The following is a 24,924-nucleotide window of genomic DNA, read 5'->3' as shown; positions in this document are numbered from 1 at the left end:
CGAGAGTCCGTCTCGCTCTTCGTCGGCGGCCGCCGACGCGCCTCAATCGGGCTCGGTCATGCCTGAAGCCGCTTGCGCTGCCGGAGCACGTGCTCCGGCAGCGCACCCCCCGGGATCTCGGCGATCATTAGTGTCCCCATTGGTGCGTCGACCTCCGTGCCCTCCCAGAACTCCGGCGCGAGCTCCGCGGCGACGCCCGGGATCGACTGCACCTCGTCGCCACAGCGCAGTGCCAGTTGCCACCGGTGATGCTCGGCCACCCCCCGAAGCGGCCCGTAGCACTCCAGCGACTCCCCGACGGCGGCGCCGCGTCCGTCGAGCAGCACGGTGTCGATCGGCACCTCCGCCAGGCGACGTAGCCAGTCCGCGTAGTAGACCGAGGCGTTCTCGAGGTCGTCGACGTCTGCTTCGGCATCGACGCCGGCGAGTCGCGCCGTCTCGGGCAGCCACACGCCCGGCGACGGCAACTGCAACACGAGGGGAGACGACGCGGACGCCGCCACTACCCCGAGCAGCTGCACGACGGCGTCCCGGATCCGGTCGTCCCCGAGCATTGTTCTCAGCGCGTACCCGGCTCGCGAACGGACGGCCATCGCCTCGATCAACTCCGGGCGCTCCCGAAGCAGGTGGCGAACGAAGGCTCCGACGTCGACCAGTGTGCGGTCGGGGCGCAAGAGCGCGCCGAGCTGGCCGAGGAAGCGTGCGTGCTCGTTCGGCTCCCACGGAATCTCTCCGCCTTGCAGCAGCACGGCGCGACCGTAGTCGAGCGCATCGATGACGAGGACCGGGTGGCCGGTCTGGCGGCCGGCCACCCCTGGGAGGACGTCGCTCACGACTTCCTCGCGACGCGATCGCCGTACTTGTCCTCGAGCTCGCGCACGCGCGCCTCGAGCTCCGAGATCTTCACCTCGCGCTTGTCGGGCATGAGGATGATGGGCAGCTCGTCCACCGGGGCGACCACGCGCCGCCTTCCGTTGATGTCGAACACCGTCGCCGTCAGCTCGTCAGTGTCATCGCCCCACGCGCCGTAGTACAGGAGCTTCTCCGGCGGCTCGGGCTGGACGAACTCCTCGACGAACTCGGCGTAGGGCTTGCCCCGTCGCAATCTCGCCGCGCGCGCCTCCGACCGCAGCTGCTCGGTCGCCGTCACGTCGAGGCGCCGGGTCTCGGCACTCCACTCGACGGCGAAGATATCGCGGGCGACCTTCTGGCTGATACGGCCGAGCTCGAGGTCTTTTGCGACCGCCTGCGGTTCGCGGTCGAGCGGGTCGCCATAACCGCCGCCCGCGCCCTGAGAGATCATGTACAGCTCGCCGTCTTTCGCGACGTCGAACTGCAAGCCCATGTGTGCGGTCTTGTACTGGCCGCCCTCGAAGGGCTGCTCGTTCATGATTCGCTCCATTGACAGGTCGAAGGAGCCGGGCTTGGTGCGGAATTCCTCGTACGCGTTGATCCCCTTGACCATCGCGAGCGGGTAGGTGCCGCTGCCGTACCCGCCGAACTGGCCGTAGATCGACGAGAACTTCGCACCCGACGTCACCGTCATGAAACCCCACAGGGGAGTGCCCTCGCTGGCGACGATCATTTCGTAGCCCATGCCGCCGGTGTGCTTGCCGAAACCCATGTTGTCGCGCACGAGACGCTTGGCCACCAGCTGCATGAAGGGAACTTCCTCTTCCATCACCTCCTGCTCGGCGGTGTCGGCCATCGCGCAGAACAGCGGCGAGATGGCATCCTCGCCGTCGCGGAAAGCTTTGGCCCCGCCCGGCATGCCGTTCAGATCGGCGCAGAGGTTCCCCAGCTGGTCGCCGTGCTGGTTCACGCCACCCCACAAGAACGTGTTGATCTGGTTGAACCAGGGCGCCAGCACGTTCGAGAACTTCTCGGGGTTCGAGAACTGCAGCTTTGCCCACGGAGCCTGCAGCGCGGAGAAGCCGCGGAAGGATGCCTGAAGCGACTGCCCCATGGGGGCGTCGTAGGAGGCATCCGCCCAGGTCCCCTCATCGGAGATGATCGTGATCGGGCTCATGGCGGAGGTGCACCGCGGAAGGTCGGGCCACCAGAAGGCGAGGATCGCCTGCATCATCATCGACTTGACCGAGCACAGCGGCGAGTTCATCGCCCGATTGAGGATCTCGGGCCCCGTCCCGCGCAGATCGATCGTCATCTGGTCGCCGGCGACGGTGATGGCGCACGCGAACTTCAGCAGGACGTTCTCCTTCAAGGTCGAGTCCATGAACTGGTTGAAGCGCACCGTGCCGTCGGGCAGCTCCTTGATGCGGCGCCGCACCTCGGCCTCGACGTCCTCGACGGTGATCCGTAGCGCCGCGACGAAGGTGTCGACACCGACTTCATCGATGATCGCGTCGATGCGCTGCATGATGCGGGTGACCGAGGCGATCTTCACTTTGAGGTCTGCCAGCTGCAGCTTCGGGTCGCGCACCGAGTGCTGCAGGAACGTCAGCAGGTCGCGCCGAAGCTCGCCGCCCTCGACGATCTTGAAGGGGCTCATCCGCAGTCCGTCGTCGAAGGGAGTTTCCGAGCCCGACGGCATGCCGCCGGGCTCGCACGCGCCGTTCTCGCCCTCGTGGATCGTCGCCGCCACCCAGGCGAGTATCTCGCCGTCGCGGATGATGGGCATGATCATCGACTGGTCGGTGTTGTGCACATTGCCGTAGCGGGCGTCGTTGTGGATGAATCCGTCGCCTGGGTGGATCCCGACGGTGGGCTCGTCCTTCCAGTACTTCATGATGTAGCGGATCGGATGGTGCAGGATCGCCGAGAACGCGATCACCCCGTGGCACGAGAGGTAGGTGACGTCGCCTTCAGCGGTGTAGACCGCCGTGGTGAGATCGCCCCATTTGGCACCCGGTGCCGCCCCCTGCGCCTCGCACATCTCGAAGCCTTCGTCGAGGGCCGCCGCCAGACGCTTGCGGATGCGGTCGACTTCGAGCGGGTCGACCCCGCGCGAGATGTACTGGTTCTCGATCGCGGTGCGCGGCGCGATATGGTGCGAGCGCATGATCTCGGGGTCGGGCCCGAGGAACAGCGTCGTGTCGTCCATGAACTTGTTGACCCACTCTTGCTCGAGCGGGCTCAGTCCCACCGGTGTCGGGGCGGGCTGGTCGATGATCGTCATTGATGTCTCCTTGACTCAGTGCATGCGGGTTGGGGTCGGCGGCGTCAGTCTCGAAGGAACCACACCGCTCCCTGCTCGATCGGCTCCAGTCGCCACCCCGGCTCCACCAGGTAGGTGGTGTTCTCTGTGGTGACGATCGCCGGGCCCGGGATCACGCGGTCGCGCCGCAGCGCTGTCGCGTCGTAGAGGGGTGCGTCGACGGGCGCGTCGAGCGTGGTGATGTGGATGCTGCGGCGTCCGATCGGCTCGGGAACTGTGCGCTCGGCGTCGTCGTCCAGCGCGGTGAACTCCACCGTCTCGCCCTCGACGAACGACGCCACACGCACCGTGCCGATACGGATGCCGGCCTCGGGTGCCGCGCAATTCGACCCGAATCGGTGGCTGTATACGTCGCCGAAGACCTTCGCCACGTGCAACACGTCGCCCACGCTGGTGATGCGGTTGATGTCGAGCGTCACCGCCTGAGTGAGCAGTTGGTTGCCGTAGCGCATATCGAGCTCGAGACGGTAGCGCACCTGGCTCGGGTCGAAGCCCTGGCGAACGAGGTCCTCGCGCCCCTTCGCCTCGAGCTCTTCGACAATCGCGTTGAACTCGTCGTACTTGTCGAACAGCACGCGGTTGGTGGCGTTGTACAGCGTGATGTGCGCGCCTCGCTCGTGGAAGTGCATCTGGTTGAGGTTGCCCGCGCCCAGCGCGCTGAACACCGACGAGAAGGGCGGCGCGAGAACGCGGCGGATGCCGGCCTTCTCGGCGATCCCGCAGGCGTGCAGCGGCCCGTTGCCGCCATAGGCGAGCATCGTGAAGTCCTCCGGCATGTAACCCCGAACCCGCAGCTCCTTGGCGATGCCGAGAGCCATCTGCTCGTCGACGCCCTTCTTGATCTCTTTGGCCGCCTCGATGACGTCCATGTCGAGCGGGTCGCACAGCTCTTCCTCGATCGCGAACCTCGCCCGCTTCGGGTTGAGCTTGATGAAGCCGTTGGCGTAGTTGTCGGGATCGAGGTAGCCGAGCAGCAGGTCGGCGTCGGTGACCGTGGGTTTGAGGCCGCCGCGGTCGTAGCACGCGGGCCCGGGCGAGGACCCGGCGGACTCGGGGCCGAGCTTGACGCCCTTGTGGATCCGATCGAAGCTCGCGATCGACCCGCCCCCGGCCCCCAGCGTCAGCAGGTGCACCATCGGCACCGACACCAGCCACCGATCGATCGTCGGCTGGAAGTCGTAGTGCTTCACCCCGCCCTGCGGCACGAGGCCGATATCGAATGAGGTGCCGCCCATGTCGGTGGCGATCACCCCGCCGATGTCGGTTTTGGCGGACAGGTGATCGGCGGCGCTGACGCCGGCGATCGGACCGGAGTGGATCGTCTGCAGCGCGTCGGTAGAGTTCATCTGTGCCATGCCGCCGGAGTTGTGCACGACGAGCATCGGCTTGTCGTAACCAGATCCGCGCAGGTTGTTCGCCAGCTGTCCGAGAGCGTGGAACATCGTCTCGTGCAGGAACGCGTCCACGATGGTCGACGTCGCGCGCACGTACTCGCCTTTACGGCCGGAGACCTGGTGCCCGAGCAGGATCGGGATCGCCCCGAGCTCGTGCGGCGGGTACTCCTCGTGCAGGATCTCCTGGATGCGCAGCTCGTGCGTCGGGTTCTCGGTTGCGTTGGTCAGCGAGACGACGATCGCCTCGGCCCCGGCATCCACCAGTTGGCGCACCTGCTCGCGCACGTCCTGAGCGTCCAGGGGTGCGACCACCCCGCCGGCGGAGTTGACCCGTTCGCGCACGGACCGGATCAGGTGGCGCGGCACCAGCGGCACCGGGCGCTCGGCGGCGGGCAGGTTCTGCTGCATCGAAGGGTCGAGCCCTTCGCCGTAGCCGCGGCCGCGCGAGAGCGGGATGGTGTCCTCGAAACCGTGCGTGACGATCGCAGCGACCCGCGGTCCTTTCCGCTCGATGAGTGCGTTGGTGCCGAGCGTGGTGGCGTAGCGCACCGAGTCCACGCCCGACAGCACCGTGTCACGATTGAGTCCGGCACGGTCGCAGGCGATGTCGAGCGCTTCGTTGAAGCCCAGTGCGAGGTTGTGGTGCGTGGTCAGCGCCTTCGCTTCGATGTACGAGTCGTCCCACACGAAGAAGCAGTCAGTGAATGTGCCTCCGATGTCGACAGAGATGCGACGCATCAGCGAACACCCCCCTCGGCCAGTCGCGCCTTCAGCGTGCCGCCTCCGGTGTGGCGCTCGACGTCTTCGCCGGGGCCGTAGGCGATCACCGTCTCGGGATCGACGCCGCGCTCTTCCCATTGCGCGCGGATCGCGTCGATGTCCCACTCCATGTCGTGCACCGGCGGATGCCCCGGCGGCACGTACTCGGTCTCGAGCTGGGTCGCACACGTCGGGCAGTAGTACTCGAGGATTCGGCAGTACTCGGGGTCGGGCGAGAAGGTGTACTCGTAACGGTCCGGGTCGAGGATCGGCTGGTGGATCTCCCGGGGGTCACGGTCGTAGACGAGGGTGCCCTCTTTGTAGTTTCCGCGCGCATCTCCGAAGTCGTGGTCGCAGCGACGGCAGTGCCAGCGCTCATCATCGAAATCGATATACAGATACTCAGTCATCGGGATCTTCATGTGTTCCTCTTTCGTCTTTGAAGTTGAGGTGTGCGGGTTGGCGGGTCAGCGGGTGTCTTCGAGAAGCAGGTCTCCGGCGGCACTGACGCGGAAGTCCCACCCCTCCAGCACGCGGGCTGTGAAGAAGGGACCTTCGACGATCGCGGGGCCCGAGGCGGTGGCTCCGGGTGACAGGTCATCGAGGGTGAAGACGGGAACGTCGTTGACCGTGTCGGCTGCCGAACGCACCGCTCGCACGCCTTGCCGCTGTGCGGGCGCGGCGGGGACGGCGACGTCGTCGGGGAGGGATGCCTGCGGCAGCGCTGCGGTGATGTCGAGCCGCAGAAGTAGCCCATGACCGGCCGCGGGTTCGGGGAGCGCCTGCGGGTCGTAGTCGACGGACTCGACGTGCTCGCCGGCGGCGTCTTCGATCTCGACGCTCCATCGCAGATCGCAGTCTTCGATCGGGTAGCCCTCTTGGAAGATGTCGCGCTCGGCGCGCGCGGTGAGCGCGGCCTTCTGCTCCTCGACCGCCTCGACCGAGCGATCCGAGATCGTCGCCTCGTAGCTGCGGCCGAGGTTCGAGAACCCGATGCCGAACGCCGAAAACACCGCCGCCATCCGCGGCACGATGACGCGGCGGATTCCGGCGAGGTGCGCCGATCCCGCCGCGCTCATCGGGCCGGCGCCACCGAACGCGGCAAGTGTCGTGCGCGCGGGGTCGTCGCCGACGAACGCGTGGAAGGCGGCGGCCATGCGGGCAAAGTACGCCTGCTCCATCTGCACCAGGGCCTCTTCCAAGCTGATGCCGAGCGGCTCGGCGATCGTGGAGCGGATCACGGCCTCGGCGCGTGAGGCGTCGAGGCTGAAGTTGCCGTCGAGATAGGTGGAGGGGTCGAGCACGCCGAGCAGCAGATTGACATCGGTGATGGTTGCGCTCGTGCCACCGAAACCGAAGCTGGCGGGGCCGGGCGCGGCGCCGACGCTTTCGGGGCCGACGGTGATCTCGCCGTCGACCACCCGGATGATGCTGCTGCCGCCGACGCCGCTGGAGTGCACCTCGCTGAGCGGGTACGACACCGGCACACCTTCGATGCGGCCACGTCGTGTCGTCGCGATGGTTGCATCATCGACGATGCCGACGTCGGTGGTGGTGCCGCCGACGTCGACCATCAGCACGCGAGCGAGGTGGTAGGCGTCGGCGAGGGCTCGAGTGCCCTCGAGGCCGCCGCGCGGGCCGGAGGAGTATGTCTTCAGAGCGACCGACTTCGCGACGCGAGAGGAGGCGCCGTCATTGCGGTACACCAGCAGCGGGTGCTGCACTTTGTAGTCGCGCAGGCGGTCTTCGGTGTTGTAGAGGAATCGCTCCATCGTGGGGTGCAGGAACGAGTTCAGCAGCGCCGACCACACCCGGCGGTCGCGACGGCTGTCGTCGACGAACTCCCACGAGTACAGCAGAGGAACGCTCCCGAGCAGGTGGCGAGGGAAGGTGCGCAGCAGGATCGTTCGCAGGCGACGCTCAGTGATGCCGCGGTCTTGACCGACGGCGATGACGATGCGCGCGGCCCCTGCGTTGATCAGGGCGTTGACCTCTTTCACCGCGGCCTTCTCGAGCTCATCGTCCGACAGCCCCGTGTCGACGACGCCCACGCGACGGCCGATGATGTCGTCGAAGAGGTCGACCTCTTCGACAGTGTCGCGAAGGTCGTCGATGGTGCCCCGATCGTCGACGATGAGGCCCAGATCGGGTCCACGGCGCATCACCAAGGCATTCGTGCCCTGCGTCGTCGAGTAGCGGATGTGTCGTGTCTCGTGCAGCACCCGCGTGAGGGCGGCTTCTCCGTAGAGGTTCGTGGACGCCTTCTCGATCCCGTCGAACAGGCACTGCGAGAGGTCGTGGGGCGTGGTGAGCGTCTTGGTGAAGGTGAACTCCGAGCCATCCCAGACGCACACGTCGGTGAGGGTGCCGCCATTGTCGATGTTGATCAGCTTGTTCATTCCAGTGACTCCGTTGTCGTCGTTCGGCTTTGTCGCCGGGTTCCGATCGTGACTCGTGTCTCACCTCACTGGGGTGTCTCAAATCGAGACACCTCGCCCCGGCTGCTGCGGGGGATAATGTCGGAATCTCGGAACTTCCGGGCACGATGGCGTGCGGATCGACATGAATGAGATCAGACTGAGGCGGCTTCAGGTTGCGGCCGCGCGGGCGGACTTCCTCGCCGGCGACGAGCGCGCCGACAGCGACGTACGATCCGTGATCGCGGCGTCGTGGCGCAGGAGCCGCGCCATCGGCCTCGATGCTGGCGCCACCAGTGCGACCTTCTATTCCGACCCGCTCGTGGATACGCGGCTGGTGCGTCTCTCGCGCCCCATCCTCGATCGCGTCGCCGATGAGGCGTCCGAACTGGCGCTGAGTATCGCGCTCACCGACTCGAGATCGCGGCTGCTGCTCCGACTGGACTCGGAACCGCGAATCGGCCGACTCCTGGACGGCGTGCAGTTCGCTCCCGGGTTCGAGTACGGCGAAAGCACGATGGGGACGAACGGCATCGGCACCGCGTTGGAGTCGGGCCAGCCCGTCGAGGTGCACGGGCCGGAGCACTTCAGCGAGCGGCTCCAGGCGTTCTCCTGCACCGCCGCGCCGATCCGCGACCCGGTCACGGGTCGCGTGGAGGGCCTATTGGACGTGACCTGTCTGTTCGAGGACTCCACGCCACTGCTGCGCTCTCTCGTGCGCAGCGCCGCTCGCGAGATCGAGCGCAACCTGCTGATGGACCGCGGTGAGGACCAGCACGCCGTGTTCGACGCGTTCGCCCTCGCCACCTTGCGTGCCCGTTCAGCGGCGGTCGGGGCGGTCGGCATGACGATGATCCTCGCCGACCAGACGATGCACGAGAACTACACCCCCGAAGAACAGGAGGTGCTGCGCAGCCACGCGCGTTTCCTCGCCGAGCGCAGCGAGGCGGCCGTCGAGCAGATCGCGCTCGACGGTGGGCGCCTCGTGACGCTGCGCGCCCGCGCGGTCGAGGCCGCCGGACGCACGATCGGGGTCGTTTATGAGGCCTATGGGACACGAGGGGACGAGTTGGCTCTCCCGCACCCGGCGGGGACCTGCGCCGCTCCGGAACGGCGTGTCCAGGGTCCACAGACTCGCCCCAGTCGCACGCCGGCGTGGCGGCGCGCAACGGACGAGATCGGCGCGGCGCTGCGGGACGCCAGCCCCCTGCTGGTGCTCGGTGAGCGGGGAACAGGCCGTGCCACTGCGATCGTGCAGTCCTTCGCGGCGCAGCGACCCGAGGCTCCGCGGCTGATCCTGGATGCGTCACAGCCGGGCGTCGCCGAACGAGCGCGCGCGCAACTCGACGCTGCGGGGCGCCCCGCGCTCCTGCTGTTGCGCAACATCGACGCCGCGGAAGCGGCCGACGCCACGGCGCTCATTACGCTCATCGCGGGCGCGGGCCAGCGTGATGGCGTTGTCGTCGCGGCGACCTTCACGTCGGAACATGGGTCCGGCGGAGAGGGCTCTCCGCTTATTCGGTCGTTCGCGACGTGCGCAGTACTGCCGCCCCTGCGTCACCGACTCCCCGACCTGCCCGAGATCGCCGCGCAGATGCTGGCAGACCTGGGCTCGCAGCGCACCCTGTCGATTCACACTGAGAAGGCGCTCTCCAGGTATGAGTGGCCCGGCAACCTGACGCAGCTGCGAGCCGTGCTCCAATCGGCGTGCGCGCAACGGCCGGTAGGCCCCATCCGAGCCGAAGACCTTCCTCACGTGCTCTTCGCCGAGGTGGATCGGCCGGCGGGCAGCCTTGAGTCGGCGGAGCGAGACGCGATCATCACGGCGCTGCGCGGCAGCGAGGGGAATCGGGTGCGGGCGGCGGAACGGCTCGGCATCAGCCGCGCCACTCTCTATCGCAAGCTGCGGCAGTACAGCATCACGGTGTAAGACCGGCGAAGACGACACGGACGTCACGACGCTCCGAAGGGCTCATCGCGAGATCGCTGTCGGCCTCTGTCGACCTGGTTGGGGTGGTGCACCACCTCGACCCAGGCCATGTGTCTTCCCTGTCGCCCGCAGACCTCGCCGAATCGGACTGCAGCGAGCCTCACCGGAGATATGCGGAGACACGCGCTAGTCTCCGGCGAGTGAATGTGTGGTGGCGGACTCTCCTGACGATCTGGCGCGCGAAGACCCTGCTGCGCCGCCGCGGGCCGATCGCGCCCGACTCGGTCGGCCGGGTGCGCCTGACGACGCTCCCGACCGACATCGACCTGCTCATGCACATGAACAACGGGCGCTACGCCTCGCTGTTCGATCTGGGGCGGTTCGACCTTCTCATCCGCACCGGACTGTGGGATGCCATGAACGGGCGCGACTGGTACGCCGTCGTCGCGAGCGAGTCGGTCGTGTTCCGGAAGTCGCTCGAGCTGTGGCAGCGTTTCACGGTCGAGTCGCGCATCCTCGGGCACGATGACAAGGCGGTGTACCAGATCCACCGCGCGGTCGTCGGCGGCGAGGTCTATGCCGAGATGATCGTGCGCGCCCGGTTCCTCCGTAAGAGCGGGGGCGTCGTCAACACCGACGAGCTGTTCGCTGCGCTCGGTCGCCCCGACGACACCCCGCCGCTGCCGCAGTGGGTGATCGACTGGGCGGCGGGTTCCGCCCTCCCCTCGACGAAGTCTCCCGCCCCGAGCGTCTGGGAGTAGCCGGGACCCTCCTCGGCCTCACGCCCGCGCGGCGGCGAACGCCTCCGCGATCGCCTCCTGCACGAGGTGGATGCCGGGGCGCCCCGCGCTCGCGCGACGGGTCGCGGTGAAGATCTCTCGCACCGGGTCGCCCGGCAGTGCTCCGAGCGCGATCGGCGCCCGCGCGCCGACGAACAGCAGGTCGGGGAGCATCCCGACGGCGCGGCCCGCAGCGATGAGGGAGACATGCGCGCCGAGGTCGGCGAGTTCGAACCGGACGTCGGGCTCGAATCCCGCCGCGCGGCACTGCTGCACGGCCCAGTCCCGCGCAGCGGTGCCGGCGGGCTCCATGACCCAGGGATGCCCCGCGAGCGCAGCCAGCGGACGGGCCGCGCCGCCCCCCGTCCCCCCGCGCGCGGTCGCGAGGCGCATCGGGTCGCTCCCGAGGACGTGCCGCTCGAGGTCCGGGCGGTGAGCGCGCGTGAGCCCCGGGTACTGCTCGGCGATCGCGAGATCGAAGCCGCGTGCCGACAGCTCGAACAGGCCCTCTTCCGGCGGGACTTCGGACAGCTCGACGCGGAGCGCCGGCGCCCGCTCGGCGAGGAGGGTCAGCGCGGCCGGCACGATCGTGCGCGCCGCCGTCTGGAGCACGGCGACCCGCACCGGCGCGATGCCCGGCTGCAGCAGCTCGAGCTCGGCGCGGATCTGCTCGTCGGCGTCGAGGGCGCGGGCGGCGTGCGCCGCGAGCGCCGCGCCGTGCTCGGTGAGACGCACGCGCCGCCCGTCGGGGGCGAGCAGGGCCACGCCCGCCTCCCGCTCGAGCAGGGCGAGCTGCTGCGAGATCGTGGACGGGCTGTAGGCGAGCGCGTCGGCGACCGCGGCGAGAGTGCCGCGCAGAGCGAGTTCGTGCAGCAGACGGAGGCGGCGCAGCTCGAACACGGTCCCTCCTCGGCATCCATCGAGAAAATCGAGCGATATCAGTCATGGATGATCGCTTTTCCCGAACTATACGCGTGCCGCATCCTGAACGGATGACGACAGTGCAGGCTGGGACCGTGACCCACGAAGACGCCGCCCCGAAGCTTCCCGATCAGGCCGTCGCGCTCGCGCAGCGCTGGGTCGCCGAGTCCGCCGACGTGCCGGTCGACCCCGCCGCCGAGCGACTCGCCGGCGTGCTGAAGGACCCGAACGGTCTGCCCTTCACGATCGGATTCGTCGACGGCGTCATGCGCCCCGAGTCGCTCAGCGCCGCGGCATCCAATCTGCAGCGCGTCGCCCCGCTCGTCCCCGACTTCCTGCCGTGGTACCTGCGCGCGGCCGTCCGCACGGGCGGGGCCGTCGCGCCCGTGCTGCCGAGCCCCGTCGTGCCGATCGCCCGTCGCGTCCTGCGCGAGATGGTCGGCCACCTCGTCGTCGATGCGCGCCCCGACAAACTCGGCCCCGCGCTGGCGACCCTTCGCGGGTCGGGTGCGCGGCTGAACCTCAACCTCCTCGGCGAGGCGGTCCTGGGGGAGAAGGAGGCGCGGCGACGGCTCGACGGCATCCACGACCTCGTCCGTCGCGATGACGTCGACTACGTGTCGGTCAAGGTCTCGGCGATCGCGAGCCACATCTCGATGTGGGCGTTCGACGAGACGGTGGATGCCGTCGTCGAACGCCTCCTGCCGCTCTACCTCACCGCGGCGTCGAACGGCACCTTCCTCAACCTCGACATGGAGGAGTATCGCGACCTCGACCTCACGATCGCCGTGTTCACCCGGATCCTCGAGGACCCGCGCCTGACCGGCCTTGAGGCGGGCATCGTGCTGCAGGCGTACCTCCCCGACGCCCTCCCCGCCCTCCGGCAGCTCACCGCGTGGGCGCAGGAGCGCGTCGACGCCGGGGGCGCGGGCATCAAGGTGCGGCTGGTGAAGGGCGCGAACCTCGCGATGGAGCACGTGGATGCCGTCATGCACGGCTGGGAGCAGGCGACGCACGCGTCGAAGCTCGACTCGGATGCCTCGTACCTGCGCTGCCTCGATGAGGCGCTGCAGCCCGCCCACACCCGCGCGGTGCGGATCGGCGTCGCCGGCCACAACCTCTTCGACATCGCATACGCGTGGCTGCTCGCGGGGGAGCGGGGCGTCCGCCCCGACCTCGAGTTCGAGATGCTGCTCGGCATGGCCCAGGGCCAGGTCGACGCCGTCGCGCGCGAGGTCGGTCACGTCCTCGTCTACGTCCCCGTGGTGCGGCCCGACGAGTTCGACGTCGCGATCAGCTACCTCGTACGGCGGCTCGAAGAGAACGCTTCGAGCGACAACTTCCTCTCCGCGGTCTTCGAGCTCTCGAGCGACGAGGCGATGTTCGCGCGCGAGCGCGACCGGTTCCTCGCGTCCGTGGAACGCGCGCACGACCCGTCGCTCCCCGTCGGGCCGAACCGCCGCCAGGATCGCACCGCGGCGCCGGCGCCCGCCGCGCCGTCGCTCACGCGTCCCGGCGCCGAAGACGGCGACCTCACGCAGGCGGTCCTGTCGATCGCGCGCGCAGCCGCGCGCAGCGAGGACGACGACGTCGCAGAGCCCGCCGGCTTCGGCGACGACTGGGTGGAGACGGCGGTGTTCTCCGCGCGTGAGTCGAGTGCCGTGGCATCCGGAGCCGCCGGCTTCGCCAATGCGCCGGACAGCGACCCCGCCCTCCCCGCCAACCGGGTGTGGTCCGCCGAGATCCTCGCGCGCGTCGAGACCTCGACAGCGGGAGACGACACGATCGCCGCCGCCCGGTTGGACGCCGAGGATGTTCTCGACACGGTCGTGCAGCGCGTGCGCGGGGCGGCCGAGGAGTGGGGCGCGCGCCCCGCCGTCGAGCGCAGCGCGGTGCTCCAGGCCGTCGCCCGGGCGCTCGAGACGCGCCGCGGCGAGCTCATCGAGGTCGCGGCATCCGAGACGGGCAAGGTCTTCGCCGAGGCCGACGTCGAGGTGAGCGAGGCGGTCGACTTCGCCGATTACTACGCCGCGACCGCGAAGGAGCTCGATCGCGTGCCCGGCGCCGTCTTCGTGCCCGCGCGCCTCACGGTCGTGACGCCGCCGTGGAACTTCCCCATCGCGATCCCGGCGGGCGGCGTCCTCGCAGCACTCGCGGCCGGTTCGGGCGTCGTGTTCAAGCCGGCCCCTCAGGCGCGCCGGTGCGCCGCCGTCGTCGCGGAGGCGATCTGGGCGGCGCTCGACGACGCCGGCATCCCGCGCGACATCCTGGCCCTCGTCGACATCGACGAGGGCGGGCTCGGACGCCAGCTCATCGCGCACGAGGGTGTCGACCGCGTCATCCTCACCGGATCGTGGGAGACCGCGGCGCTCTTCCGCTCGTGGCGTGCCGACCTGCCGCTCCTCGCCGAGACGAGCGGCAAGAACGCCATGATCGTCATGCCCTCGGCCGATCTCGACCTCGCGGCATCCGACCTCGTGAAGAGCGCCTTCGGCCACGCCGGCCAGAAGTGCTCGGCGGCGTCCCTCGCGATCCTCGTGGGTCCCGTCGCGCGCTCCGCGCGCTTCGCGCGGCAGCTGGTGGATGCCACCGAGTCGCTCCGCGTCGGGCCGCCCTCCGACCCGCGCAGTGAGGTAGGCCCGGTCATCGAACCCCCGCGGGGCAAGCTCGCATGGGCGCTCACGACGCTCGATGAGGGCGAGCAGTGGCTCGTCGAGCCGCGCCTCGTCGAGGACGCGCCCGCCGAGTATGCCGAACGGCTCTGGCGCCCCGGCATCCGCACGGGGGTGAAGCCCGGCTCACGTATGCACCTGGAGGAATTCTTCGGACCCGTCATGGGCGTCCTGCATGCGTCGTCGCTCGCGGAGGCGATCGAGCTGCAGAACGCCGTCGCCTATGGACTGACGGCGGGCCTCTACACGCAGGATCCGGCCGATCTCGAGCTCTGGCTCGACGAGGTGCAGGCCGGAAACCTCTACGTCAATCGCGGCATCACGGGCGCGATCGTGCAGCGTCAGCCGTTCGGGGGCTGGAAGCGCTCCTCGGTCGGCGCGGGGACGAAGGCGGGCGGCCCGAACTACCTCGTGGGGCTCGGCTCGTGGCGGGCCACGTCGGGCGGAGCACCCTCGTCGACGCTGCACCTGCGCGGGCTCGACACGCGCATCACCGACCTCATCGAGGCCGCCCAGCCCTCCCTCGACTACGAGAGCTTCGAATGGCTGCGCCGGGGAGCGCTGTCGGACGCCGTCGTGTGGGATCGCGAGTTCGGCCGGGTGCGGGACGTCTCGAGGCTCGGTGTAGAGCGGAACCTCTTCCGCTACCGGCCGGTCCCGGTGGCGGTGCGGGCGACCGGGGATGCCACGTGGCAGTCGGTCCTCCGCGTCGTCGTCGCGGGCGTGCGTGCGGGAGGGGGGTTCAGCCTGAGCGCTCCGGTGGGCCTTCCGGGCCCGGTGCGCCGTGCGCTGGGCGAGCTCGATGTGCCCGTCTTCATCGAGACGGATGATGAGTGGATCACGCGCGTGCGCCACGAGCGCGACGCGGGGGGCACCGGGCGGGTGCGGATCGTCGGGCGAGCGGGCTCGCCCCACGCGTCGGTGACGCTGCAGGATGCGCTCGCCGCCGCGACCGCCGGCGACCCCGACCTCGCGGTGTACGCGAACGAGGTCACGACCGCGGGGCGCATCGAGCTGCTGCCCTTCCTCCATGAGCAGTCCGTGTCGATCACGGCGCACCGCTTCGGCAACCCCGACCACTGGAGCGAGGCGGTCATCTGAGCTCATCGGTTTGATGGATGGCATCCATCAAACCGCCGCCGAAAGAAAGAACTTATCTTTCTGGCGCGCACGTTCGGGGCGAGTCAGCATGTGAGTGGCGCATCTGGGGAGCGCCGATGGCGACAAGAGGACGACCGCATCGCGGAGCCACTCGTCCGCTGTCGTTTGACACACCGGGGGGAGTGTCGCTCTGGGGTTGGGGGTACTCGGCTCCAGAGCTCCCGCCCGTGTCGTCAGCGGGCGGTCTCGGCGCCGGCGGGGACTGCCGTCATGAACTCGTTGACGAGCGCGCGCACGCCCAGGGCGAACAGCGTCCACTCGCCGGCCGGGATCTCGTCGCCGTTGGTGGACTCGTACCGCGGGTGCTCCAGGCCTTCGAGCGCGCGGATCGCGAACCCCTCGCCCATCGCCGCCATCGCCTCCGTGAAGTCGGTGATCGTCAGCGGCGACTTCATCCGCAGCCCGTACGCCTCCATCAGATACGCGTAGAACTCCGCGAACGCCGCAATGGACTCGCGGTGGCGTTCGTTCGCGGCATCCCGCAGTTCCGGCCACGTCTGCGCCGTCGTGCGCAGCGCGAGCGAGATCAGGAACTGCTGTGTGTCGAGGACGGTCGTCGGGTCGTCCGCGTCGGCATCGGCGACCGTGGCGCGCACGTGCGCCTGCGCAGCGGCGCGGATGACGTCGTCGCCCGGGGCGCCCGACGCGATGAGGTCGTCGACCGCCGTGCGGACGTAATCCGCGGGGCCGCTCAGACGCAGCTGCACCATCGAGACGGCGAGGTCGCGCTGGTAATCCTCCTGGTCGCCCCACAGGCGGTACGCCGCGCCCGTCGTGAGACCCGCCCGTCGCAGCACCTCCTGCAGGCGGATGTGCTGGACGCCGGCCGAGACCCCACGCTCCAGCAGCATCTGCATCCCCACCCGCAGCAACAGTGCGCGGGTCTCGTCTCCCGAGCGACGCCCCATGCAGAAGAAACCTACTCTCCACCGCTCCGCGCCCGATAGGCCCCGTCTGGCAGAATGGATGCCGGCGTGCCCGCCCCGACCTCTCCTCGCCGCACCCACGGTCGATTCGAGCGTCGACGGGCCTCTGGACAGCGTCCGCCGCCTGGGATCCACGCCCTGGGACTCACACCCGGGGAAGCAGACGAGGACAAGAGGAGCGAGATGTCCACCTCTCCGGAGTCGACGGCCGCGGCCGCGCACCCCGCACCCGAGCGCATCGCGCAGCACCGCCGTTATCTGATGTGCCGGCCGGAGCACTTCACGGTGAGCTACACGATCAACCCATGGATGGAGCCGCAGAACCCCACCGACACGGCCACGGCGCTCGCGCAGTGGCAGACGCTCTACGACACCTACGTCGCCCTCGGCCACGACGTCGAGCTCATCGATCCCGTTCCGGGCCTTCCCGACATGGTCTACACGGCCAACGGCGGGTTCGTCATCGATGGGACGGCGCTCGGCGTGCGCTTCCGTGTCGAGGAGCGCCGCGGTGAGGAGCGCCCGTTCATGGACTGGTTCGCCCGCCACGGACTCGAGGTCGTGGAGCCCGTCGAGATCCAGGAGGGGGAAGGCGACTTCCTGCTCGTGGGCGACGTGATCCTCGCGGGCACGGGCTTCCGCTCCGTCGGCGACAGCCACCGCGAGGTCGCCGAGGTGTTCGGGCGCGAGGTCGTCTCGCTGCGCCTCATCGACCCGCGCTTCTATCACCTCGACACCGCGATCTCGGTGCTCGATCCCGTGGAGGGCCCCGGAGGCGTCGAGAAGGCGAACATCGCCTACCTGCCCACCGCGTTCGACGACGAGTCGCGCCGCATCCTCGCCGAGCGCTACCCCGACGCGATCCTGGTATCCGACGCGGACGGCGCCGTGTTCGGTCTCAACTCGGCATCCGACGGCCGCAACGTCTTCGTCTCGCCGCGCGCGACGGGCTTCCAAGCCCAGCTGCGCGAACGCGGCTATAACCCCGTTCTCGTCGACCTGTCCGAGCTGCTGCTCGGCGGCGGCGGCATCAAGTGCTGCACACTCGAACTGCGAGGAAAGTCATGACCCCGGCCTCCGACGACCTCACCGCGGACTTCATCCGGGCGGAGGAGGCGCACGTCGCGCACAACTACCACCCGCTCCCGGTCGTCGTCGCGCACGGCGAAGGGGCCTGGGTGACGGATGCCGTGGGCAAGCGCTACCTCGACCTCCTCTCGGCCTACTCGGCGCTGAACTTCGGTCACCGGCATCCTGCGCTCGTCGCCGCTGCGACGGCGCAGCTGGGGCGCGTGACGCTCACGAGCCGGGCCTTCCACAACGACCAGCTCGGGCCGTTCGCCGCGGCGCTCGCGGAACTCTGCGGCAAGGAGATGGTGCTCCCGATGAACACGGGCGCCGAGGCCGTCGAGACCGGCATCAAGGTCGCGCGCGCGTGGGCGTACCGGGTGAAGGGCGTGCCGGCCGGCGCAGCGAAGATCGTCGTCGCCGACGGCAACTTCCACGGTCGTACGACGACGATCGTGAGCTTCAGCGACGATCCGCAGGCGCGCGACGGGTTCGGCCCCTTCACGCCCGGCTTCGTGTCGGTGCCGTACGGGGATGCCGAGGTCATCGCCGCCGCGATCGACGAGAACACCGCGGCGGTGCTCGTCGAGCCGATCCAGGGCGAGGCGGGCGTGGTGATCCCGCCCGAGGGGTACCTGCGGCGCATCCGCGAGGTCTGCGACGAGAGGAACGTCCTCTTCATCGCCGACGAGATCCAGTCGGGCCTCGCGCGCGTCGGCACCACGTTCGCGTGCGACCGGGAGGGTGTCGTCCCCGACGTGTACCTTCTCGGCAAGGCGCTCGGCGGCGGCATCGTGCCGCTGTCGGCCGTCGTGGCGGACGCCGACGTGCTCGGGGTCATCCGACCCGGCGAGCACGGATCGACGTTCGGCGGCAACCCGCTCGCCTGCGCCGTCGGGCGGCAGATCGTCGACATGCTCTCCTCCGGAGAGTTCCAGACGCGCGCGCAGGCCCTTGGGGAGCACCTCGAGGGGGCGCTCGGCGCGCTCGTGGGAGCCGGGGTCACCGGCATCCGCGTCGCGGGCCTCTGGGCGGGCGTCGACATCGACCCGGCCGTCGGCACGGGGCGTGAGATCGCCGAGAAGCTGCTCGCCCGCGGCGTGCTCGTGAAGGACACGCACGGTCAGACGATCCGCATCGCGCCGCCCCTCGTCGTCCGCGCGACCGAGCTCGACTGGGCCGTCGAGCAGCTGCGCCTGGTGCTCGCCGGCTGACCCGCCCCGCTGCGCCCGCGTGCGGGTCAGGCGACCTGGACCCGCACCTCGTGCCACCCGGTCGCGCCGTCGGGGACGACCCCCGTGACGGTCGAGGTCTGCGTCTCACCGGTCGCCGAGATCGCGCGGCAGCGGAGGGTGTGGATGCCGCTCGTCGCCCGCCAGGGCAGCGACCATTGCACCCAGGTGTCGCCCGAGACGGCCGACGCGAGCGTCGCGGCCTGCCACTCCCCGTCGTCGACCTGCACCTCGACGCCGGCGACGCCGACGTGCTGCTGCCAGGCGACGCCCGCGATGACCGCGTCACCGGCATCCACCGCCGTTCCCGCGCGCGGCACGTCGATGCGTGACTCGAGCTTCACGGGGCCGCGCGGCGACCATCCGCGATCGGTCCAGTACGCCGTCGCGTCCGCGAAGCGGGTCACCTCGAGATCCACGACCCACTTCGTCGCCGAGACGTAGCCGTACAGGCCCGGCACGACCATCCGCACGGGGAAGCCGTGCTCCGCCGGCAGCGGCTCGCCGTTCATCCCGACCGCGAGGATCGCCGCGCGGTCGTCGGTGAGCACGTCGAGGGGAGTGGATGCCGTGAACCCGTCGATCGACGTCGAGAGCACCATGTCGGCGTCGGCGGCCGGCTCCGCACGGGCGAGGAGCGCGCGGATCGGGTAACCCAGCCACACGGCGTTCGAGATGAGGTCGCCCCCGACGTCGTTCGAGACGCACGCGAGCGTCGTCACGCTCTCCTCGAGCGGGAGGGCGAGCAGCTCGTCCCACGTGAGCGTCACCTCGTGCGCGACGAGTCCGTGGATGCGCAGCCGCCAGTCGGCGGGGTCGATCTGCGGCACGACCAGCGCCGTGTCGATGCGGTAGAAGCTCTCGTTCGGGGTCACGTACGGGGCGAGGCCGGGGATGCCGAGCTCCGCAGCCGCGGGGACCGCGACCGTCGCGACGGGCTGCGGCAGGCGGACCGCGGCACGCACCGCCGACGCCGCCTGGCTGCTCGCGCGCACGATCCCGCCGCCGACGAGTGCGATCGCCCCCGCGACGGTCGCGACGCCCGACCAGAGGAGAAACGTCCGGCGATCGGCGCCGCGGCCGTCCGGATCGGCACCGGCTACCGGGGTCGCCGGGCTCACCGCACGGGCGGTGCCGCGCGCGCGTCGCGCGAGCGCGCCCAGGATCAGCGCGGCGGCGACGCCGGCGACCACCGACGGCACAGCCCAGATCGGGGATGCCTGGGCGCGCGTCAGAGCGGCGGCCACGCCGACCGCACCGAGAGCGAGGGCGGCGACACGCCCCCACGGCGGGCGGCGCAGCTCGAGCCACCCGGCGGCGCACGCGACCGCGAACAGGGCGATCGCGATCCCGGTGAGCAGGGCCGCTTTATCGTTCGTGCCGAAGAGCGAGATCGCGGCGTCCTTCGCCCACGCCGGAGCGGCGTCGATCAGCGCGCCGCCGATCGAGGCGACCGGGCTCGACGACGGCGTGATGGCGAGGGCGGTGAGTTCACCCAGCCCCGCCCCGAGCGTCACCGCCGCGACGCCCGCGAGCGCGCCGAGGTGCGCCGGAGCGGCGGCGCTGTCGGTGTCCATGTGCGGAGCCTACGACCGTCCGGCGTGTGCGGGGTGGGGGTCTCGTGCGAACGAGGGATGCCGGGGCATCCGACACACTCTGGAAACACGCCCGCGACTAGGCTCACTGCATGGGTGATCTGTTCGACGGCTACGGCTCCACGCTGGCGCCGCGCAAGACGGTGTCGGGCGTACCCGCGTTCGACGAGATGTTCGAGCACCCCGCGCACGCGGGCCAGGAGGCCCCCTCCCGCGCGGCGTACCGAGAGCTGTACCAGGCGCTCGCGCAGCTCACGCAGGAGGAGCTGCGCGGCCGCACCGAGTCGCTCGCCAGCTCGTACCTCGCACAGGGCGTGACGTTCGACTTCGCGGGTGAGGAGCGGCCGTTCCCGCTGGATGCCGTGCCCCGCATCATCGACTACGACGAGTGGTCCCGCGTCGAGGCGGGTGTCAAGCAGCGGGTGCGCGCGCTGGAGGCGTTCCTCGACGACGCGTACGGCCACCAGTACTGCGTGCGCGACGGCGTGCTGCCGGCGGCGCTCATCGCGAGTTCGCAGTACTTCTACCGCCAGGCGGCCGGCATCCACTCCGCCAACGGTGTGCGCATCCAGGTCGCCGGCATCGACCTCATCCGCGACGAGCACGGCGAGATGCGCGTGCTCGAGGACAACGTGCGCGTGCCCTCCGGCGTGAGCTACGTCATCTCGAACCGACGTGTCATGGCGCAGACGCTGCCCGAGCTCTTCCACTCCATGCGGGTGCAGCCGGTCGGCGATTACCCGAACAAGCTGCTGCACGCCCTGCGCAATTCGGCGCCGCCCGGTGTCGAGGATCCGAACGTCGTGGTGCTCACGCCCGGCGTCTACAACTCGGCCTACTTCGAGCACACCCTGCTCGCCCGCCTCATGGGCGTCGAGCTCGTCGAGGGCCGCGACCTGCAGTGCCTCGGCGGCAAGGTCTTCATGCGCACGACGCGCGGCCCCAAGCGGGTCGACGTCATCTATCGCCGCGTCGACGACGACTTCCTCGATCCGCTGCAATTCCGTGCCGACTCGATGCTCGGCGCGCCGGGCCTCATGCTCGCCGCACGGCTCGGCAACGTCACGATCGCGAACGCGGTCGGCAACGGCGTCGCCGACGACAAGCTGCTCTACACGTACGTGCCCGACCTCATCCGCTACTACCTGTCCGAGGAGCCCCTCCTCGGAAACGTCGACACGTGGCGCCTCGAGGAGCCGGCGGCGCTCGAAGAGGTGCTGGACCGCCTGCACGAGCTCGTTGTGAAGCCCGTCGACGGCTCCGGCGGCAAGGGGCTCGTCGTCGGGCCGGATGCCTCGCCCGCGGAACTCGAGAAGCTGCGCAAGAAGCTCATCAAGGACCCCCGCGGGTGGATCGCGCAGCCCGTCATCATGCTCTCGACCATCCCGACGCTCGTGGAGGACGGCATGCGGCCGCGGCATGCGGACCTGCGCCCCTTCGCGGTCAACAGCGGCGACGACATCTGGGTGCTGCCCGGCGGGCTCACCCGGGTCGCGCTCCCCGAGGGGCAGCTCGTCGTCAACTCGTCGCAGGGCGGCGGATCGAAGGACACCTGGATCGTCGGCGGCGACGCGCCGCAGCGGAGCATCCGGGGACCCCACGAGTCGGGCGGCCTGGCGAGCCTGGTCGCCGACCAGGCATCCGTCACGCAGGCGATCCCGATCATCTACGACCCGCAGGCGTCGCCCGCCCAGGCCCCGCGCGACGCCGGCCCGCTCTCGGAGCAGCAGGAGCAGCAGCAGCAGGGGCAGGTGGCATCGTGCTGAGCCGCATCGCCGTGTTTCGATACGCGCCCTGCGGGCGCTACTCAACAACCGAAGGAGGCCGCGATGCTTAGTCGCATCGCCGAATCTCTGTTCTGGATCGGGAGGTACATCGAGCGTGCCGACGGCACGGCGCGGATTCTCGACGTGCACCTGCAGCTCCTTCTCGAAGACCCGTGGATCGACGAGGACACGGCCTGCCGCTCGCTCATGGGAGTGATGGGGTCGTTCCCCCCGCCGGCGACCGCGGACGTCACGCGCGGCGACGTGCTGACGAGTCTCGCCGTCGACCGGACGAACCCGTCGAGCATCGCGTACGCGCTGCAGTCCGCCCGCGAGAACGCGCGTCGCGCGCGAGAGATCGTGTCGACGGAGATCTGGGAGACCCTCAACACGACCTACTCGCGGATGCCGCGGCGGATCAACAACGAGAAGGCGCACGAGTTCTTCCAGTGGGTGCGCGAGCGTTCGGCCCTCGCGATCGGGGTGACCGACTCGTCGACGAGCCGTGACGAGGCCTGGCAGTTCCTGACGCTCGGGCGCGCGATCGAGCGCACGGACATGACGGCGCGCCTCCTCGCGACACGCGCCCTGACCGAGGCATCCGGCCCGTCCTGGACGACGATCCTGCGTTCGTGCGGCGCCTACGAGGCCTACCTGCGCACGTATCGCGGGATGCCGAGCGCCGCGAACGCCGCCGAGTTCCTGCTGCTCGACCGCCTGTTCCCGCGGTCGGTGATCCACTCGATCACGGTCGCCGAGAACTGCATGAGCGCGATCGACCCCGTCGCCGATCGCGTGGGCCACTCGAACACCGTGCTGCGGGCGCTCGGCCGCATCCGCAACGACCTCGAGTACCGCCCGATCGAGGAGATCCTCGCGGAGCTGCCCGAGCACATGGAGCAGGTGCAGAAGGTGACGCGTCAGGCGTCGGAGGCGATCCGCGACCGCTTCTTCCCGACGCACGCCGAGCCCAGCTGGATCGGAGAGACCTCATGACCCTTCGCCAGACCGTCGGTACCGTCCGTCGGCTGCGTATCGAGCACGCGACCGGGTTCACCTACCCGGGCGATGTCGGGGCCTCCTACAACGAGGCGCGCATGCTGCCGGGGTCGACGGACGCGCAGTTCGTGCTGAGCTCGCAGCTCGACATCGAGCCGTCCACGAGCGTCAACTACTACACCGACTACTTCGGCACGCGCGTCGCGGCGTTCGACGTGCTCGCGGGGCACAGTGCGCTCGACATCACGTCCCGCTCGCTCGTCGAGGTGCGGCCCCGGCCCATCGAGTTCGCCGACATCGCGTGGGACCGTCTGGAACGCGAGGCGGGGCGCTCGATCGCGACCGTCGAGATGCTCGGGCAGTCCGCACGCACGGCGCCGCACCCCGAGGTCGCCGACATCGCGCGCTCGATCGCATCGCAGCACACCGACCCGGGGCGGGCGGCCATCGCGATCGCCGGAGCGATCGGCGACGCCGTGGAGTACATGCCCGGCGTGACGGGCGTCCATTCGACGGGCGCCGAGGCGTGGGTCGAGCGCAAGGGCGTCTGCCAGGACATCACCCACATCACGCTCGGGGCGCTCCGGGAGGTCGGCATCCCGGCGCGGTACGTGTCCGGCTACCTGCACCCGAGCGCGCACCCCGAAGTCGGCGTGCCCGTGACGGGTGAGTCGCACGCGTGGGTGGAGTGGTTCGGCGGCGATTGGCAGGGCTACGACCCGACCAACGGCAGCGAGATCGGTGACCGGCACGTGCTCGTCGGGCGGGGTCGCGACTACAACGACGTGCCGCCGCTCCGCGGTGTCTACGCGGGCCCGGTGAAGGGCGAGCTGCACGTCCAGGTGACGATCACCCGCGAGGCGTAGCCTCGCAGCCGTCGGTCCCTGAGTAGCCGCGTGCAGCGCGGCGTATCGACGGGGATTCGCGAGGCGTAGCCTCGTAGGCCGCCCCTAGACTCGCCGTATGGCATCGGGATGGCGCGCTGTGCAGAAGGCGAGCCGTCGCGCCGAGCTGCTGCGGGCCGCCGCCGGGCTCTTCGCCGAGCGCGGGTTCGCCGCGGTCTCCACGGTGGAACTCGGGGATGCCGTGGGTATGAGCGGCCCTGCGCTCTACAACTACGTCCGCAGCAAGGATGAGCTGCTGCAGGAGCTGCTGCAGGGAGCGAGTGAGCAGCTCGTCGCGGGTGCACGGGAGATTCTGGCCGAGAAGCTGACCCCGCTCGAGACGCTCGTCGCTCTCATCGGCTTCCACATCGACTTCGCCACGAGCGAGCCGGATATCATCCGCATCCAGGATCGTGAGCTCGCCCAGCTGCCCGTCGAGGTCAACCGTCGTGTCCGCGCGCTGCAGCGCGAGTACGTCCAGAACTGGGACGGCGTGCTCGCTCGCCACCGATCTGACCTCTCCGGGCCCGAGCGTCAGGTGCGTCTTCTGGGGACCTTCGGCCTCCTCAACTCGACGCCGTACTCGGCACCCGCCACGCATCGCGACGCAGGACGGATCCTGGGGGACATGGCGTTGCGGTCTCTGATCGAGGGGTGAGGCAGCACTTGTCCGCGCGGGATAGCACGCTCCCTGTTTGCTATCTGGCGGGATCATGAGGAGTCGAGGGGCGCGGCGAATCATGGGATCACGCCCGACGTCGACGTCGGGACTCTGCGTACCGAACAAGGAGGATCGGTGTGACTGTTCTCGCTGAGGGCTTCAATGCCTTCGAAACCAACAAGCAGCCCGAAGGCGAAGTAAAGTTCCTGGGCTCCCCGCAAGACGTCATCGCCCTGCTCTCGAGCGGCAAGTTGAAGGACCACATCCTGCTCGTTCGCGGCGGGACCACGACGTTCCTGTCCCCCGCGCTGAGCATGGGCGCGATCGGCATCATCACGATGTCGGGTGCGCCCGAATCGCACCTCGGCATCCTGTCGCGCGAGTTCCAGACTCCGTGCGTCATGACCGCCCACCTCACCTCGAGCGACTCGCGCTACGAGGTCGGCAACACCGATGAAGCGCATTTCGAGGAGATCCGCGCAGGCCTGGAAGGCAAGCGCGTTCGCCTCGAAGTGGACGACTCCGAGACGGGACGCGTCGTCGAGGTCTGATCGACGGCGCGCAGACCACCACACGAAGAAG

At 69.7% G+C, this 24,924-nt stretch carries 18 protein-coding genes; 10 read left to right on the top strand and 8 right to left on the bottom strand.

Annotated features, from left to right (window positions below):
- Window positions 1-56: 56 nt before the first annotated feature.
- The 5 genes from J0I43_RS04390 to J0I43_RS04370 are packed head-to-tail and all read right to left on the bottom strand — an operon-like array spanning window position 57 to window position 7,730.
- The gene (locus tag J0I43_RS04390; RefSeq protein WP_292859632.1) at window positions 57-833 is read right to left on the bottom strand and encodes a hypothetical protein; all 777 of its coding nucleotides are present in this window, start codon (window positions 831-833) and stop codon (window positions 57-59) included.
- Window positions 830-3,139, bottom strand: a complete 2,310-nt coding sequence (locus J0I43_RS04385; protein WP_292859629.1) for a hydantoinase B/oxoprolinase family protein — start codon at window positions 3,137-3,139, stop codon at window positions 830-832. Before J0I43_RS04385 ends, J0I43_RS04390 begins: the two co-directional genes overlap by 4 nt.
- Window positions 3,140-3,183: 44 nt before the next feature.
- Window positions 3,184-5,310: a hydantoinase/oxoprolinase family protein gene (locus J0I43_RS04380; protein WP_292859626.1), complete on the bottom strand. Its 2,127-nt coding sequence runs from the start codon at window positions 5,308-5,310 to the stop codon at window positions 3,184-3,186.
- Window positions 5,310-5,753, bottom strand: coding sequence for an acetone carboxylase subunit gamma (locus J0I43_RS04375; protein ID WP_292859623.1), 444 nt, complete (start codon window positions 5,751-5,753; stop codon window positions 5,310-5,312). The genes J0I43_RS04380 and J0I43_RS04375 overlap by 1 nt, the downstream gene beginning before the upstream one ends.
- A gap of 45 nt (window positions 5,754-5,798) precedes the next feature.
- Window positions 5,799-7,730, bottom strand: a complete 1,932-nt coding sequence (locus J0I43_RS04370) for a hydantoinase/oxoprolinase family protein (protein WP_292859620.1) — start codon at window positions 7,728-7,730, stop codon at window positions 5,799-5,801.
- A 163-nt stretch (window positions 7,731-7,893) separates the two neighbouring features.
- On the opposite strand from J0I43_RS04370, the gene J0I43_RS04365 reads away from it, so the two are divergent.
- On the top strand, window positions 7,894-9,678 hold the full coding sequence (locus J0I43_RS04365) for a helix-turn-helix domain-containing protein (RefSeq protein WP_292859617.1): 1,785 nt from the start codon (window positions 7,894-7,896) through the stop codon (window positions 9,676-9,678).
- 200 nt (window positions 9,679-9,878) lie between these two features.
- Entirely contained in the window at window positions 9,879-10,439 is a 561-nt protein-coding gene (locus J0I43_RS04360) for a thioesterase family protein (RefSeq protein WP_292859614.1), read from the top strand.
- An 18-nt stretch (window positions 10,440-10,457) separates the two neighbouring features.
- On the opposite strand, the gene J0I43_RS04355 is transcribed toward J0I43_RS04360, so the two are convergent.
- On the bottom strand, window positions 10,458-11,357 hold the full coding sequence (locus J0I43_RS04355; protein WP_292859611.1) for a LysR family transcriptional regulator: 900 nt from the start codon (window positions 11,355-11,357) through the stop codon (window positions 10,458-10,460).
- Window positions 11,358-11,449: 92 nt separating this feature from the next.
- Here J0I43_RS04355 and J0I43_RS04350 point away from each other — a divergent pair, with 92 nt between their 5' ends.
- Window positions 11,450-15,151 carry a bifunctional proline dehydrogenase/L-glutamate gamma-semialdehyde dehydrogenase gene (locus J0I43_RS04350; RefSeq protein WP_292859608.1) on the top strand — a complete coding sequence of 1,234 codons (3,702 nt, stop codon included), beginning with the start codon at window positions 11,450-11,452 and terminating at the stop codon, window positions 15,149-15,151.
- Between the two features lie 233 nt (window positions 15,152-15,384).
- On the opposite strand, the gene J0I43_RS04345 is transcribed toward J0I43_RS04350, so the two are convergent.
- Window positions 15,385-16,119 carry a hypothetical protein gene (locus J0I43_RS04345; protein WP_292859605.1) on the bottom strand — a complete coding sequence of 245 codons (735 nt, stop codon included), beginning with the start codon at window positions 16,117-16,119 and terminating at the stop codon, window positions 15,385-15,387.
- 201 nt (window positions 16,120-16,320) lie between these two features.
- Between J0I43_RS04345 and ddaH the strand changes: the two genes are divergently transcribed.
- A complete protein-coding gene (gene ddaH, locus J0I43_RS04340) occupies window positions 16,321-17,205 on the top strand; it encodes a dimethylargininase (RefSeq protein WP_292859602.1) in 885 nt (294 codons plus the stop codon).
- Window positions 17,202-18,419 (top strand): ornithine--oxo-acid transaminase, encoded by a 1,218-nt coding sequence (gene rocD, locus J0I43_RS04335; protein WP_292859599.1) that lies wholly within the window; start codon window positions 17,202-17,204, stop codon window positions 18,417-18,419. Before ddaH ends, rocD begins: the two co-directional genes overlap by 4 nt.
- Before the next feature lie 26 nt (window positions 18,420-18,445).
- Here rocD and J0I43_RS04330 read toward each other — a convergent pair whose 3' ends face one another.
- Window positions 18,446-20,014 carry a molybdopterin-dependent oxidoreductase gene (locus tag J0I43_RS04330; protein ID WP_292859596.1) on the bottom strand — a complete coding sequence of 523 codons (1,569 nt, stop codon included), beginning with the start codon at window positions 20,012-20,014 and terminating at the stop codon, window positions 18,446-18,448.
- 110 nt (window positions 20,015-20,124) lie between these two features.
- Between J0I43_RS04330 and J0I43_RS04325 the strand changes: the two genes are divergently transcribed.
- The 5 genes from J0I43_RS04325 to J0I43_RS04305 all read left to right on the top strand — a co-directional run bounded on the left by J0I43_RS04325 (window position 20,125) and on the right by J0I43_RS04305 (window position 24,893).
- Window positions 20,125-21,798 carry a circularly permuted type 2 ATP-grasp protein gene (locus J0I43_RS04325; RefSeq protein ID WP_292859593.1) on the top strand — a complete coding sequence of 558 codons (1,674 nt, stop codon included), beginning with the start codon at window positions 20,125-20,127 and terminating at the stop codon, window positions 21,796-21,798.
- Window positions 21,799-21,861: 63 nt separating this feature from the next.
- Complete coding sequence (locus J0I43_RS04320; RefSeq protein WP_292859590.1) at window positions 21,862-22,794, top strand: alpha-E domain-containing protein; 933 nt, start codon at window positions 21,862-21,864, stop codon at window positions 22,792-22,794.
- Window positions 22,791-23,663, top strand: coding sequence for a transglutaminase family protein (locus J0I43_RS04315; protein WP_292859587.1), 873 nt, complete (start codon window positions 22,791-22,793; stop codon window positions 23,661-23,663). Before J0I43_RS04320 ends, J0I43_RS04315 begins: the two co-directional genes overlap by 4 nt.
- Before the next feature lie 97 nt (window positions 23,664-23,760).
- The gene (locus tag J0I43_RS04310; RefSeq protein WP_292859584.1) at window positions 23,761-24,339 is read left to right on the top strand and encodes a TetR/AcrR family transcriptional regulator; all 579 of its coding nucleotides are present in this window, start codon (window positions 23,761-23,763) and stop codon (window positions 24,337-24,339) included.
- 140 nt (window positions 24,340-24,479) lie between these two features.
- Complete coding sequence (locus tag J0I43_RS04305) at window positions 24,480-24,893, top strand: PEP-utilizing enzyme (RefSeq protein ID WP_292859581.1); 414 nt, start codon at window positions 24,480-24,482, stop codon at window positions 24,891-24,893.
- Window positions 24,894-24,924 lie beyond the last annotated feature (31 nt).

The sequence above is a fragment of the Microbacterium sp. genome (assembly GCF_017305435.1).
GTDB lineage: Bacteria > Actinomycetota > Actinomycetes > Actinomycetales > Microbacteriaceae > Microbacterium.
This window is presented reverse-complemented; position numbering and strand designations above follow the sequence as displayed.